Genomic DNA, 15,110 nt, shown 5'->3' with positions numbered 1-15,110 from the left:
ACCCGTGTTAGTAAAGATTTGTATATAATATTACAAAGTTATAATGCACGAAAAGCTGCATCAAATCTTTCTACATCTCCAACAACTTTAGCTGATATAGTAGCTGATACCGTCGGTATTTGGCGATTTATCATTATTCAAGAGGTCTTATGAAACGCTTAATCTACATCATCCCCGTTACTGCAATTGCCTTACTGACATTAGTAGGATGCAACAGCGATCAAAAATCTACTACCCAGACTCCTGCTGCTACTGAAAACACTTCGGGTACAGCAGTATCCAAAACAACTGTTGCTACACAGGAAGGTTTTAAGACTTTGGTCAGTGTAGTTTCAAATACTAAAACTGCGGTGCAAGGCGGAAACTTTGACAAAGCTCAACAAGAATTTAATAAGTTTGAAAACTCTTGGTCTAAGGTTGAGGATGGTGTCAAAACTAAATCTTCAAAAACCTATAATGTAATCGAAGATACTGCGACTCAGGTAAAGGGTGCGCTGAAGGCAAAAGATAAAGCGAAAGCTCTTAAAGGGTTACAAACACTTAATACAAGTATTGCCAGTGTTTCTAAAAAGTGAGGTAAAGCTAACATAGAGCAGAAGTCAGCCCCTTTGGGGAAGTCAAAAGTTAATAATTTTGAATCCGATAAATGAATTTAGTTGTGCTGCATCCAAATTATTTTTTGGTCAAAAGACACAAGATAGTAGGAAAACAGTCGTCTTTATATCTGGGTTTAAACAAATAGCGAACTACTATAGTTTCCACTGGAGATTTTGGATAATGCGTTCATTTCGCAAGTACCACCGGACTCTAGCGATTATTTTGGCTTTACCACTTGCTGTAACATTGTTAACTGGAATTGCAGCTACGCTGGTAGGTGAGTGGTCAGCTAACCTGGGAATAGGGCGTAGTCTACTGCTTTCAATTCATCGTGGTGAAATATTTGGTTTACAGGGAATCTACCCGATTTTAAACGGACTAGGATTATTGGGATTATTGGTTACAGGATTAAGTATGACTAGTTTGTTTGGTAGAAAAAAGCCAAAATCCGAGAAGGATTAGAAAAGACATAATTTCACTTCCCATGCGATCGCATAGTAAAAAAATTATTACTAGCCCTTTTAAGGTATGCTTAACCCCAGTTTAATGCTAGCAGTGGATGCATTTCCTTGTGAAGATGGTCATGCTCAGGAGCGCTTTCCCAGAAAAATCAATAGGTTGAAACAATAATTAATTAAATTTTACACATAACACATATATTTGAATATATTATCAATCATATTTATCGAAAATTTAAAGTTTTGATAAAGTAGTTGATGTAACCTTGTACTTCATTATAATTAAATAGTTACAACGTTAGTTTAAAAAAGTCTGGAAAAAGAACCAAAATATTTAATATAGTTGCTTACTATTTGGGTTATTAATTAAGAGACTTTCAAAAAAACTATCTAATTCTTTAAAGTAGGCGTCTTGCTCGCGCGTAAGCAAAGGCGGGTTTTTCAGGTCAGCCCACAATAAATAGCTGGATATTTTTTCTTTATAAGTTATTAACCAAATAATTTAGTAGTTTTTAATTTAGATTACACAAATGGTAAGTAATCTATATCTTTACTGATAAATAGTTCTTTGACTGAGGCTGAACTTACGTATTAGTGAGCAATTCAGGAGAAATAACATGGCATTTATTTTCGGCAAAACAAGTGCTGACAATCTTTTAGGGACTTCGGGAAATGACACGATAGTTGGTTGGGCTAGTGGTGGTAATGCCAATAGCACTTCTGGTAATGACACTTTGAATGGTGCAGATGGTAACGATTCTCTTGCAGGTGGGACAGCAAACGACAGTTTAAGCGGTGGAAACGGCAATGACACACTTGATGGTGGCACAGGAAACGACACTCTAATAGGTGGTGCAGGCAATGACACTTTCATAAGCAGTCAGGATAACGACAGCATTAATGGCGGAGATGGCATTGATACCGCAGACTACAGTCAATTAAATCAAACCATTACCTTGTCAGGTTTTGGAACCATTGAAAAAGCTGGAAAATTTGGTCAAGACCAACTCTTTAGAGTAGAAAAGGTTATTGCTAATCCTAATGTTGCCAACAACACCATAGATGCATCCCAATCTTTGGCTGAGGTATCTATCACTGTTAACCTGCAAACCCAAAGTTTAGCTGCTAGTAACGTTCCTGGCTTGGGAAGATTGTCATTTACAGCAGTCAACTTTGATAATGTCAAAGGCACAAATGGAAATGACAGCATTGTGGGTGACAGGCAAAATAACCGATTATCCGGTAATAATGGCAATGACACACTTGATGGGGGCTTAGGTGCTGACACTTTGAGTGGGGGAGCAGGCGACGACACTTACATCATTGATAGTACTACCGACACCATTACGGAAGCTGCGGATTCAGGCACAGATACCGTTCTGTCTTCTGTTACCTACACACTCGGTGCTAATCTGGAGAATCTGAGGCTGACGGGAACTAGCGCCATCAATGCGACAGGTAACAGTCTTAATAACATCCTCATCGGTACTAATTTGAGTAGCAACACTCTCAATGGAAGAGCAGGCGATGACTCAATAATCGGTGGTAGCGGCGATGATATCCTCAACGGTGAGGACGGCGATGATAGACTACGAAGCGGACTCGACAATGACAGACTCAATGGCGGGTCTGGAGATGATGTCTTCATCAGTGTTTTTACTGGTGGTTTTCCTGGTGGTAATCTGCTTCCACCTGGATTAGGGGAAACTGATACCTTAACAGGTGGGACTGGGGCAGATAGATTTATCCTGGGGGACTTTATAAGTGTTTTCTACGACGATAACAACACTGTCAATCCTGGTTTTGGGGACTTCGCTACTATTACTGACTTCGACTCTAGTCAAGATCAAATTCAACTCAAAGGATCTTCACTAGACTACCGTCTAGAAGTTATTGGAAACAACACACGAATATTCTTAGACAAACCTGGAGCAGAGCCAGATGAAATTATAAGTGTTGTTCTGGGGAGAAACAATCTCACACTTGATAGTGATGACTTCCTTTTCAACTATGAGCTGGAAATTCCTGGAAAAGGTACAAACAACTCACTGTTAACTGCTGAAGTGTTAGGTTCCTTGTCATCAGGCTCAAACGTTAATGCTTCAGGCCAGATAGCAACAGTTCAACCAGGGGATAATCCCGATTTCGACTTTTATAATTTTTCTTTAGCAAATTCAGGAACTGTCACTATCAGGACAGTGACATCGGGAGATTCAGTTCTTGGACTGTTTAACGATACTGGGACTTTGGTGCAAAGTGACGACGATAGTGGCGGTAACAATTCGTCATTAATTACCAGTTCGTTGAGTGCGGGTACATACTCCATTTCAGTGAGTAAATTTCCTTTCTTGCCTGAAGATGGCGGAACTTTCTCTGGTAGCAGCTCTAGACCTGATTTTTCTTATACGCTAGAAGTCAGTGTGGCATAAGAAGGTTGTTAAATTAAAGATTGTAATTTCAGGCATTTAGTTTCCACAGTTTTTCCCCTATTTAATGTAGAGACTTTACATATAAAGTCTCTATATAATTCTAAAGATGGCTATTAACCATCATCTAAAGCCGCAATTCCAGGCAATACCTTGCTTTCAACTAACTCCAAGCTAGCGCCGCCCTCGGTAGAGATGTGGCTCATTTGGTCGGCTAAACCGACTGAATAATTATGTAATGCTTAAGTATTATTAAGTTTTACATAATTTCTAGATTTTTATATGAATTAAAGAAATGCATTCTAATATGCATTTCTTTAATAGAAAATTATTTTTTGGTATAAAAAAGATTTGCTACCAAAAAATCTGACTCAGATTGCTATAAATTACACAAATGGCAAGTAATCTACATCTTTACTGATGAATAGTTATTTGACTGAGGCTGAACTTACGTATTAGTGAGAAATTTAGGAGAAATAACATGGCATTTATTTTCGGCAAAACAAGTGCTGACAATCTTTTAGGGACTTCGGGAAATGACACGATAGTTGGTTGGGCTAGTGGTGGTAATGCCAATAGCACTTCTGGTAATGACACTTTGAATGGTGTAGATGGTAATGATTCTCTTGCAGGTGGGACAGCAAACGACAGTTTAAGCGGTGGAAACGGCAATGACACACTTGATGGTGGCACAGGAAACGACACTCTAATAGGTGGTGCAGGCAATGACACTTTCATAAGCAGTCAGGATAATGACAGCATTAATGGCGGAGATGGCATTGATACCGCAGACTACAGTCAATTAAATCAAACCATTACCTTGTCAGGTTTTGGAACCATTGAAAAAGCTGGAAAATTTGGTCAAGACCAACTCTTTAGAGTAGAAAAGGTTATTGCTAATCCTAATGTTGCCAACAACACCATAGATGCATCCCAATCTTTGGCTGAGGTATCTATCACTGTTAATCTGCAAACCCAAAGTTTAGCTGCCAGTAACGTTCCTGGCTTGGGAAGATTGTCATTTACAGCAGTCAACTTTGATAATGTCATCGGCACAAATGGAAATGACAGCATTGTTGGTGACAGGCAAAATAACCGATTATCCGGTAATAATGGCAATGACACACTTGATGGGGGCTTGGGTACTGACACTTTGAGTGGGGGAGCAGGCGACGACACTTACATCATTGATAGTACTACCGACACCATTACAGAGGCTGCAAATTCAGGCACAGATACCGTCCGGTCTTCTGTCACCTACATACTAGGCACCAATCTAGAAAATTTGAGACTAAGGGAAGGTAGCGATATCACCGGAACAGGTAACAGTCTTAGCAACTTCATTTTTGGTAATACTTCTAACAACACTTTGAATGGCGGAGCAGGCGATGATACTCTAGATGGTAATAATGGCAATGATATCCTCAATGGTGGCGACGGTAATGATAGTCTACAGGGCGGGCCAGGCAATGAGGTACTCAATGGCGGAGCTGGAGACGACATCCTCATAGGTGTTTTCCCCGGTAGTCCACTTCCACCTGGAATAGGAGAAACTGATCGCTTTACAGGTGGAGATGGGGCAGATAGATTTATCCTAGGGGATGCTCTAAATGTTTTCTACGACGATAACAATACTACCAGTCCTGGTTTTGGGGACTTGGCTACTATTACTGACTTCGACTCTAGCCAAGATCGAATTGAACTCAAAGGAACTCCACAAGACTACCGCTTGCAAACTATTACAGGCAACACACGAATATTCTTAGACAAACCGACAGGAGAGCAAGATGAAATCATCGGTGTTCTGGAAGGAAAAACCAATCTTAAACTTGATAGTGATGACTTCCTTTTCTATGAGCGGGAAAATCCTGGAGAAGATACAAACAACTCACTAGACAGCGCTGAAGGGTTAGGTTTCTTATCATCAGGCTCAGACATTAATATCTCAGCCCAGTTGGCAACAGTTCAACCAGGGGATAATTCCGATTTCGACTTTTTTAAATTTTCTGTAGCCAATTCAGGAACTGTCACTATTAGTACGGCGACATCTGGAGATACAATTCTCGGTCTGTTTGACAGTGCTGGAACTGTATTAGAAACTAACGACGATAATGGCTTAGACCAGTCATCATTAATCAATACTTTCCTAAATGCAGGTACGTACTCAATTTCAGTGAGTAAATTTAGTTTCTTACCTGAAGATGGCGGAATTTTCTCTGGTAGCACTTCTGTACCTGATTTTTCTTATACGCTAGGAGTCAGTTTTGCATAAGGATGTTGTCAACTTAAAAAAGTACTGACATCAGAGCGCAGATTCGAGGATATTTTTCCTTCTATTTAGTTAGGGGAACACGGTAACGTGTCTCCCTTACCTAAGAAAAGACCATTTATCAGGCAAGATTATTTTCTTCTAAATTTAGACAAGATATAGTAACAAGCAGCGCTCTCTTGTGTTGAACTATCAACTCCCGTTTGTCACTTTTCAAGACATAGTTTGAAATATTTTTTAATTAAAAGTTAGATTATAGATAAATATATCTGTACTAAAAATAATCTTTATTAAGATTTTTAAACTTTAGTAACATATAGTTGATGTAACATTGTATATCATGCATATTTAAAAAAATTAGAATGTGGGTTCCAAAAAATTTGGGATTTGATCTAATTACTTTCCATTTGGGTGATAAATTAAGGAACTTTCAAAAAAGAAATTATCTAATTTTTTAGAGTAGGCGTCTCCCTCCCGCGTAAGCAAAGGCGGGTTTTTCGGGTCAGCCTACAATAAATAAGTGGATATTTTTTCTTTATAAGTTATTAACCAAATAATTAGTGGTTTTTAATTTAGATTACACAAATGGCAAATAATCTACATCTTTACTGATGAATAGTTATTTGACTGAGGCTGAACTTACGTATTAGTGAGAAATTCAGGAGAAATAACATGGCATTTATTTTCGGCAAAACAAGTGCTGACAATCTTTCTGGGACTTCGGGAAATGACACGATAGTTGGTTGGGCTAGTGGTGGTAATGCCAATAGCATCTCCGGTAATGACACTTTAAATGGTGTAGATGGTAATGATTCTCTCGCAGGTGGGACGGCAAACGACAGCCTAATCGGTGGAAATGGCAATGACACACTTGATGGGGGCTTAGGTACTGACACTTTGAGTGGGGGAGCAGGCGACGACACTTACCTTGTTGACACTACTCTTGATACCATTACAGAGGCTGCGAATTCAGGCACAGATACCGTCCGGTCTTCTGTATCCTATACACTAGGTGCCAATCTAGAAAACCTGACGCTGAGGGAAGGTGGGGACATCACTGGGACAGGTAACAATCTTAGCAACTTCATTTTTGGTAATACTTTTAACAACACTTTGAATGGCGGAGCAGGCGATGATACTCTAGATGGTAATAATGGCAATGATATCCTCAATGGTGGCGACGGCAATGATAGTCTACAGGGCGGGCCAGGCAATGAGGTACTCAATGGCGGAGCTGGAAACGACATCCTCATCGGTGTTTTCCCTGATAGTCCGCTTCCACCTGGAATAGGGGAAATTGATAACCTCACTGGCGGGGCTGGGGTAGATAGATTTATCCTGGGTGACGCTGTAAATGTTTTCTACGACGATAACAGCATTACAAGTTCTGGTTTTGGGGACTTGGCTACTATTACTGACTTTGACTCTAGTCAAGATCGAATTGAACTCAAAGGATCTCCACAAGACTACCGCCTGCAAGTTGTTGGAAGTAACACACGAATATTCTTAACAGAGCAAGATGAGAGCATAGGTGTTGTACAGAGGAGAAACAATCTCAGACTTGATAGTGATGACTTCCTTTTCTATGAGCGAGAAAATGCTGGAGAAGCTAGAAACAACTCACTAGACACCGCTGAAGGTTTAGGTTCCTTATCATCAGGCTCAGACATTAATCTCTTAGCCCAGTTAACAACAGTTCAACCAGGGGATAAGCCCGATTTTGACTTTTTTACATTTTCTTTAGCTAATCCAGGAACAGTGACTATCGCAACAGTGACATCGGGAGATACAATTCTCGGACTGTTTGACATTACTGGAACTTTATTACAAAGTAACGACGATAGTGGGGTTCCCGGTGACAATTCGTCATTAATCACCAGTTCTCTGGGTGCAGGTACGTACTCCATTTCAGTGAGTAAATTTGCTTTCTTGCCTGAAAATGGCGGAGTTTTCTCAGGTAGCACCTCTAGAGCTGATTTTTCTTATACCCTAGAAGTCAGTTTGGCATAAAAACGCTGTCAACTTAAAGATTGTACTGACATTACTTACTGGGGATTGGGTACTAGAGATTAAAAAATAGTATTTTTAATCTTATTCCCCAGTCCCTAGTCCCCAGTTCCTACTTACGCATCATCTAAAGCTGCAATTCCAGGCAATACCTTGCCTTCAAGTAACTCTAAGCTAGCGCCGCCGCCGGTGGAGATGTGGCTCATTTGGTCAGCTAAACCAACCTTTTCCACAGCCGCTACTGAGTCGCCGCCGCCAATGATGGTGGTAGTACCAGTTTTACCGATTTCGGCGAGGGTATGAGCGATCGCTTCCGTACCTTTGGCAAACTTATCAAACTCAAACACACCCATTGGCCCGTTCCAAATTACCGTTTTGGTATCTGCAAGGGCATCTTGGAAAAATTTCACCGAGTCTGGCCCAATATCCAAACCCATCCAACCATCTGGGATATTCTCAATGCTAACGGTTTGAGAATTGGCATCAGGGGCAAAGTTATCTGCCAATACCACATCTGTAGGAAGCAGTAAAGCAACGCCCCGTTCTTTAGCCTTAGCTTCCAAAGACTTCGCTAGTTCTAGCTTGTCTTCTTCTACCAACGACTTACCAACATTCAAACCACGGGCTTTATAGAAGGTGAAAATCATCCCACCGCCGATGATTAGCTTGTCGCACTTCTCTAGCAAAGTTTCAATCACGCCAATTTTACTGGAAACCTTGGAACCGCCAATAATTGCTGCCAAAGGACGTTGGGGATTTTCAATAGCATTTTGCAGATATTGCAATTCCTTTTCAACCAAATATCCAGCCACAGAAGGGCTGAGGAATTTAGTCACACCTTCAGTAGAAGCATGGGCGCGGTGTGCAGTACCAAAAGCATCATTTACATAAAAATCAGCATTAGCTGCCAATTTTTTCGCAAATTCTGGATTGTTTTTCTCTTCTTCTGGATAAAAACGGACATTTTCGAGTAACAGCACTTGGCCATTTTGCAACGCACCAACTTTAGCTGCAACTTCATCACCAATGGAGTCATCAGTTTTAACGACTTCTTGCCCCAGTAACTCAGAGAGACGCTTGGCAACGGGAGTTAGGCGTAATTTGTCATCCACACCCTTGGGACGGCCAAAATGGCTGGCGAGAATGACCTTAGCTCCCTTCTGCGTCAAATCTTGGATGGTTGGTAGAGCTGCGCGAATGCGAGTATCGTCGGTAATGTTGCCTTGATCGTCCACAGGCACGTTAAAGTCAACCCGCACTAAGGCACGTTTCCCAGATATATCAGCCGAAGATAAACTTGCTAAACTTTTTTTGGACACACCAAACTCTCCTGATTGCCTTTTTGTTATTGTTTTGAAAGTAGAACCATCAAGATTTTACCGGAGTCAGGGGTACCCAAGTGACAGAGATATTTAAGACAGTACTATTTCCTATTGATCAAAGCCGGGAAACGCGGGAAGCTGCTGATGTAGTAACCAACGTAGTCAAAAAGTATGGCAGTCGCTTGGTGCTGCTGTCTGTGGTAGAAGAACCGCCTCCAGATGCGCCTAGTGCAGACGATCCGATGGTGTCACCAGAGGTAGTTGCTAAACTGCTGGAAAATGCCCAATCTTTATTTTCTGGGCAAGGAATTCAAGCTGAAATCCTGGAAAGGCGGGGTAAACCAGCTTTTACTATCTGCGATGTCGCTGATGAAATCGGAGCCGATTTAATCATTATGGGCTGTCGAGGGCTAGGCTTGACTGAAGAGGGAGCCGATGATAGTGTTACTACTCGCGTAATTAATCTTTCTCCTTGTCCAGTGCTGATTGTGCCTTAGTAGTCATAAGTGCCCAGGAGCTAGTGTTTTGCTGAATACTAATAATATTTCTAGCGATCGCCAATAGACATCTCCAGAAATAAAATATGCGTTACCCAGAACCCTTGTAGAGACGTAGCACTACTACGTCTTTACATTCTTTTTCCCTTCTATGTCTAATCAAAAAGAGCAAAAAAGGACGAATCTCACGAAGAAAAGGTGAAACCCTTAATTTACCTGATTTTGGGCTTAACCGAGAAGTATTGAAACTAGGACTTACGCAAAAATTGCTAAAAAGCTTAATTTCTCGAACCGCCAAGACGCCAAGAGCGCCGAGAATTCGTAGAGTGTGCGTAAGTCCTAGAAACTTAAATGACTAACAGTAGTTTTTACATCTTTGAACCACATTTATTGTCAGCACACAGTATTGCTGTACTGCAAAAGTATATTTTATATACGTGAAAATAGGTGTAACGCAAGTATGTTTTTGCTAACGTGAAGACGGAAGCTCTTGCAGGCTGCGCGAAATACTCAAACGTGAAGGCGGAAGTTCTTACAGGGAAGACGGAAGCTCTTGCAGGCTGCGCGAAACACTCAAACGTGAAGGCGGAAGTTCTTACAGGGAAGACGGAAGCTCTTGCAGGCTGCGCGAAACACTCAAACGTGAAAGCGGAAGCTCTTACAGGGAAGACGGAAGTTCTTGCAGGCTGCGCGAAACACCAATTTGAAAAAAGAATGCGACAAATAGACCATCTGTAGAGACGCGATTCATCGCGTCTTTGACCCAAAGATGTGTTTAAAATCATTAATTGAATTGGTATTATTCCCTCTGGGCGATGCGCTGTTGAAATATCACGACCATAAGTAGAAAGCCGCCTCGAAGCACAAGCTGCCACCACGGAGTAATAGTCCCTTCGAGATTCAGAAGGTTGTACATCATTCCTAAGAGAAGGACACCTATAAGCGTCGGAAACACGCTTCCCTGACCCCCTGCAAGAAATGTTCCTCCCATGACGGTTGCGGCGATCGCATCCGTTTCCCAGCCAAAGGCAGCTACAGGTTGACCCGCCCCTAGACGACCCGCGAGAACGACACCAGCAAGTCCTGAAAGCATACCGCTAAATGTGTAGACTGCAAGCTTCACTTGGTTTGGGTTTACGCCCATCAACCGAGAGGCTTCCTCGTTGTCGCCGATAGCGAACACATGCAACCCTAATCGGCTTCTATGCAGCATAAACCAAGCTGCAAAATATAAGAGCGCAACTATAATCACAGGGACAGGAACGAAACCAATAAACCCTCTACCCAGCCAAACAAGTCCTGATGCTGTCGATGGGACGGCAATCGACCTCTCTTCGGTGATGCTCAACGCTAGCCCCCGTGCCGCGCTTGCGGTGAATAACGTAACAACGAACGGCTGGAGCCTGGCGCGAGACACGAGAAGACCGTTTACTACACCGAGCAAGGTAGTGCTGGCAATGCCGCTAACAATTGCTACGAAGCTTCCTTGTCCAGCAAGTAATGCCGCGATGACACCACCTAGAGCAACGAGGGAACCCACGGAAAGATCGATTCCTCCACTCAGGATCACAACAGTCATGCCTAGTGCCACGATCGCCAGCATACTGTTCTGTCGCATGATGTTCATCAGATTAAGAGGTGTTAGGAAGGTTTCATAACGAAACGATGCGAAAACAGCCAAACTAAGGAGCATGAGCAGCACGCCCTGCGAGGTGAGGAGTCTGGCGAGACGCTTCCCAGCAAGGGCAAGAGATTTTGTAGCAGCCATGACGCGTTAAACCTCCTTCGGGCGCTGTAAAAAAATAGCGAAAAGAATGATTACGGATTTTAAAACTAATGACCAGGTGAAGGGAATTAGGAGCATGTTGAAACTTGTGGAAATTACCTGCATAATCAAGGCTCCGACAACAGTTCCGAGTACATTGGCGCGGCCACCGGAGAAGGGCGTACCGCCAACAACAACGGCTGCGATCGCCTCGAATTCCGCGTTGACACCTACCTTGCTAGGATCGCCTAAACCAAGCCTCGCCGTCTCGACGAGTCCGGCCAGTCCCGCAAGTAGGGCGCTAATTATATAGACAATGTATTTCACGCGTTCCGCACGGATGCCCGCAAGCCTTGCGGCCTTCTCGTTGCCGCCGACTGCAACAATCTGACGCCCAAAAAGCGTAGAGCGGATACAGAAGAAGGCTCCTGCAATGACGATTGCCGCAATTACAACCTGAATTGGTATAAAACCAAGATAGCCCTTTCCGAGTGCTTCAAACGTGGGATTGGTGAAGGGAACGAGCTGACCGTCCCCAATCACCTGAGCGACGCCACGCCATAAAATCAGAGCCGCCAAGGTAGTGATTAGGGGGTCAAGTTTCAGACGTGATATGAGAAAGCCATTGATCAGACCAACTAACAGGGCACAGCACAAGGCGAACAAAATGGCAACAGTAATTCCATACTTAATAAGCAATGCCACAACAACTGAAACCAATGCCATAGTAGAGCCGACGGTCAGATCGATGCCACGCGAGGCAATGACAAATGTCATGCCAACAGCAATAAACATGGTCGTGGATACTTGGAGCAACATGTTTAAGGTGTTGCTAACTGTAGCGAAACGCGGAGTGAAAACGGCGTTCGCAACATACAGAATTAGCAGTGCCGCAGGTGCGCCAAAGTCTGGGTTCCACAGGTTTTTCCAACTCAGGTAAGGCTTCTTGCTATTCATTATCTGTGCTGCTCTTCACGGCTTCCTGACGATCTGCACCTTCCGCCATTACGTGCAGAATTGCCTTTATGTTCTTCTGCTCGCCACTGAGTTCCGCGATTGACCGCCCGTCACGGAGGACGATGACACGTTGCGAACCTTCAACTAGCTCTTCCACTTCCGAAGAAATCATCACAACCCCCAGCCCTTGCTCTGCTAATTCGGCGATCAGGCGCTGGATCTCGCCTTTTGCCCCAACGTCAATACCGCGAGTCGGTTCGTCGAGGAGAAGAAGTTTTGTATTCTTGCACAGCCATCGCGCCAGAAGAACCTTCTGCTGATTGCCGCCTGATAGTTCGTGGATCTTCTGTTCGGCGCTAGTCGCCTTAATTCCAAGGCGCTGCATAAAACGGTCAACAAGTTCATTCTGTCGTTTTCTAGAAACGATGCCCCATTGCGTAAGGTTCGGTAGGGCAGCGAGGGTGAGGTTTTCTCGCACCGAAAGCTCAGGGATGATGCCGTCCGCCTTGCGATCCTCTGAAAGAAAAGCTATGCCAGCATCGATCGCATCATGAGGATCGCGCAGGGATAGAAGATTCCCTTCGAGTTTTACAGTTCCACCTTCAAGTGGTTCGGCCCCGAACAGAGTACGCACTGTTTCACTTCGGCCAGAGCCGAGCAAACCCGCAAGCCCAACGATTTCGCCATGTCGCATTTCAATTGAGACACCATCGAGCCGTTTTTTATATTTGAGAGCTTCCGCTTGGAGCAGCACTGGCCGATCTACCGCATTTTGCGATCGCCCTGCAAACGCCGTGACTCCTTTGCTCACCTCTTCTGGCTGGCGACCCAGCATAGAACAAACGAGTTCGAGGCGATTGAGCGTTGCTAGCGATCGCGTTATGATGTTGCGCCCATCACGCAGAACTGTGACGCGATCGCACACGGCGTAAAGTTCTTCAAAACGGTGGCTGACGTAAACGATGGATGTTCCTTCCGACTTTAGCCGTCGCATGACGTTAAAAAGAACAGAGACTTCAGTTTCGGTAAGCGAACTCGTGGGTTCATCGAGGATCAGCACCCGCGCCCCAAAGGATATGGCGCGTGCGATCGCCACCATTTGGCGATGGGCAATATTAAGCGAATCAACCACCGATCGCGGTTCGATATCCAACCCCAGGCGCTTCAATATTTCGGATGCTTCGGTATTCATCCGCCGTCTGTCAATAATCCCAAAGCGATGCGGCTCTCTGCCAAGAAAAATATTTTCAGCAACGGTTCGGAAACCCACAAGCTGAATCTCCTGGTAGACAGCTACGATGCCTACCGCCTGCGCTTCGGTCGGGTTTTGGAATGTAACAGGATCGCCATAATCCATAACACCCGAATCTCGTCGATAGGCCCCCGTCATGATCTTAATGAGTGTCGATTTGCCAGCACCGTTCTCTCCGACCAGTGCATGGATCTCGCCCGCCTTTAGCTCAAAATCTACGCCCCGGAGTGCCGACACCCCGGAAAAACTTTTTTTTATGTCCCTCATGCACAAAACAATTGGAGTCGCCTGAGTCATCGGCTTTACCTAGTTTTTGTCCTGATACCCCATAGTCATCTTCTTTATTCATCGTCCAGGTTCAATATATTTCCTGGATATTTCCTGGCTATCTTTTCTTTATTTATATGGTGCAAGAAGCTCGGAATAAATATGATTATTTTGACTTTTGACTTTTGACTTCCGCTTTGCGGTATTAGTATGCTTCATGCACAAAATCTTTGGCGTTTGTTACGTCGAAGAGTCTGTCTTCAAGAATGATTCTAGGCGGAATCTTTGTGCCGGCAAAATACTTCTCCATCGTAGCGAAAACAAGTGGCCCAAAACGCGGGTTCGACTCGACACTCACGCCAAGTTCGCCGCGAATAATCGCTTCAAGTGCGGCTTTCTGACCATCGATTGAACCGACGATCACATCCTTGCCAGGCTTCATACCTGCTGACTTGAGAGCCTGGATGGCACCCAATGCCATTTCGTCATTGTGAGCATAAACTGCGGTGATATCAGAACCCTTAGCCTGGATAATGTTTTCCATTACACGCACTGCCGCAGCCCGCGAAAAATCCGCCGTCTGGGTGGCAATGATCTTCATATTGGGATAACTGGCGATCGCATCGCGAAACCCCTTTGCCCGATCAATTGCGACCGATGATCCTGCTGTTCCGGTGAGTTCCACAATAGACGCCTTGCCATTAGTAGCTTGAGCCAGCCATTTGCCAACGCGGCGGCCTTGGACAATAAAATCCGAACCGAGAAAGCTGACGAAATCCTTGCCTGGTCTTCCCGCAGCTTCACGGTCGATGAGAAACACTGGTATTTTTGCCGCTCTTGCTGCTTCGAGAGCAGGTGTAAGACCCTCATATTCGCGTGGCGCAAGAAATATGGCATCGACTTGTCGGGCGATCAAATCTTCAATGTCGGAAAATTGCTTCGATGTCTGCCCCTGAGCATCTGTCATCAGGAAATCGTAAGTTTTCTTACGCTTGGCAGCTTCCTCTTTGATGCTGTTCGTTTCGGCAATGCGCCACGGGCCAATGTTCTCTGTTTGCGAAAATCCGACAATTTTTTTTGTTTTCTCGCGCACACAGCCAGACTGTGAGAAAGCCGCAATAATAATCACAGCGTAGGCGCTAACTACCAGAAACTTTGACATATAGACTCGGACAGGTTTCATTTTTCATAACCCTATCAGATATTCTATTTCTCGTGTGCGATCGCTAATTATACTTAGATCCATCTTCTGATTCATCTTGTCTACCATCTGCTCATGTTAGCGTCGAACAT

The 15,110-nt window shown here is 43.9% G+C and carries 11 protein-coding genes; 6 read left to right on the top strand and 5 right to left on the bottom strand.

The features are described 5' to 3' along the window. The first annotated feature begins 149 nt into the window (after positions 1–149). The 5 genes from CDC33_RS02425 to CDC33_RS02405 all read left to right on the top strand — a co-directional run bounded on the left by CDC33_RS02425 (position 150) and on the right by CDC33_RS02405 (position 7,760). Positions 150–575: a DUF4363 family protein gene (locus CDC33_RS02425; RefSeq protein WP_109007141.1), complete on the top strand. Its 426-nt coding sequence runs from the start codon at positions 150–152 to the stop codon at positions 573–575. A gap of 202 nt (positions 576–777) precedes the next feature. After that, on the top strand, positions 778–1,059 hold the full coding sequence (locus CDC33_RS02420) for a peptidase (protein WP_109007140.1): 282 nt from the start codon (positions 778–780) through the stop codon (positions 1,057–1,059). Between the two features lie 613 nt (positions 1,060–1,672). Beyond that, positions 1,673–3,484, top strand: a complete 1,812-nt coding sequence (locus tag CDC33_RS02415; protein ID WP_109007139.1) for a calcium-binding protein — start codon at positions 1,673–1,675, stop codon at positions 3,482–3,484. A gap of 478 nt (positions 3,485–3,962) precedes the next feature. Beyond that, entirely contained in the window at positions 3,963–5,753 is a 1,791-nt protein-coding gene (locus CDC33_RS02410; RefSeq protein WP_109007138.1) for a pre-peptidase C-terminal domain-containing protein, read from the top strand. A 669-nt stretch (positions 5,754–6,422) separates the two neighbouring features. Beyond that, positions 6,423–7,760 carry a pre-peptidase C-terminal domain-containing protein gene (locus CDC33_RS02405; protein ID WP_109007137.1) on the top strand — a complete coding sequence of 446 codons (1,338 nt, stop codon included), beginning with the start codon at positions 6,423–6,425 and terminating at the stop codon, positions 7,758–7,760. A gap of 113 nt (positions 7,761–7,873) precedes the next feature. Here CDC33_RS02405 and CDC33_RS02400 read toward each other — a convergent pair whose 3' ends face one another. Beyond that, positions 7,874–9,076 (bottom strand): phosphoglycerate kinase, encoded by a 1,203-nt coding sequence (locus CDC33_RS02400; protein WP_109007136.1) that lies wholly within the window; start codon positions 9,074–9,076, stop codon positions 7,874–7,876. A gap of 89 nt (positions 9,077–9,165) precedes the next feature. On the opposite strand from CDC33_RS02400, the gene CDC33_RS02395 reads away from it, so the two are divergent. After that, positions 9,166–9,576: a universal stress protein gene (locus tag CDC33_RS02395; protein ID WP_109012408.1), complete on the top strand. Its 411-nt coding sequence runs from the start codon at positions 9,166–9,168 to the stop codon at positions 9,574–9,576. A gap of 799 nt (positions 9,577–10,375) precedes the next feature. Here the strand turns inward: CDC33_RS02395 and CDC33_RS02385 are convergent. The 4 genes from CDC33_RS02385 to CDC33_RS02370 form a co-directional block, all read right to left on the bottom strand. Next, on the bottom strand, positions 10,376–11,344 hold the full coding sequence (locus tag CDC33_RS02385; RefSeq protein WP_109007135.1) for an ABC transporter permease: 969 nt from the start codon (positions 11,342–11,344) through the stop codon (positions 10,376–10,378). A gap of 6 nt (positions 11,345–11,350) precedes the next feature. Continuing rightward, on the bottom strand, positions 11,351–12,298 hold the full coding sequence (locus CDC33_RS02380) for an ABC transporter permease (protein WP_109007134.1): 948 nt from the start codon (positions 12,296–12,298) through the stop codon (positions 11,351–11,353). Further along, on the bottom strand, positions 12,291–13,847 hold the full coding sequence (locus CDC33_RS02375; protein WP_109007133.1) for a sugar ABC transporter ATP-binding protein: 1,557 nt from the start codon (positions 13,845–13,847) through the stop codon (positions 12,291–12,293). The genes CDC33_RS02380 and CDC33_RS02375 overlap by 8 nt, the downstream gene beginning before the upstream one ends. Positions 13,848–14,022: 175 nt before the next feature. After that, a complete protein-coding gene (locus tag CDC33_RS02370) occupies positions 14,023–15,000 on the bottom strand; it encodes an ABC transporter substrate-binding protein (RefSeq protein WP_244919109.1) in 978 nt (325 codons plus the stop codon). Between the last annotated feature and the right edge of the window lie 110 nt (positions 15,001–15,110).

This window comes from Nostoc commune NIES-4072 (assembly GCF_003113895.1).
Lineage (GTDB): Bacteria > Cyanobacteriota > Cyanobacteriia > Cyanobacteriales > Nostocaceae > Nostoc > Nostoc commune.
This window is presented reverse-complemented; position numbering and strand designations above follow the sequence as displayed.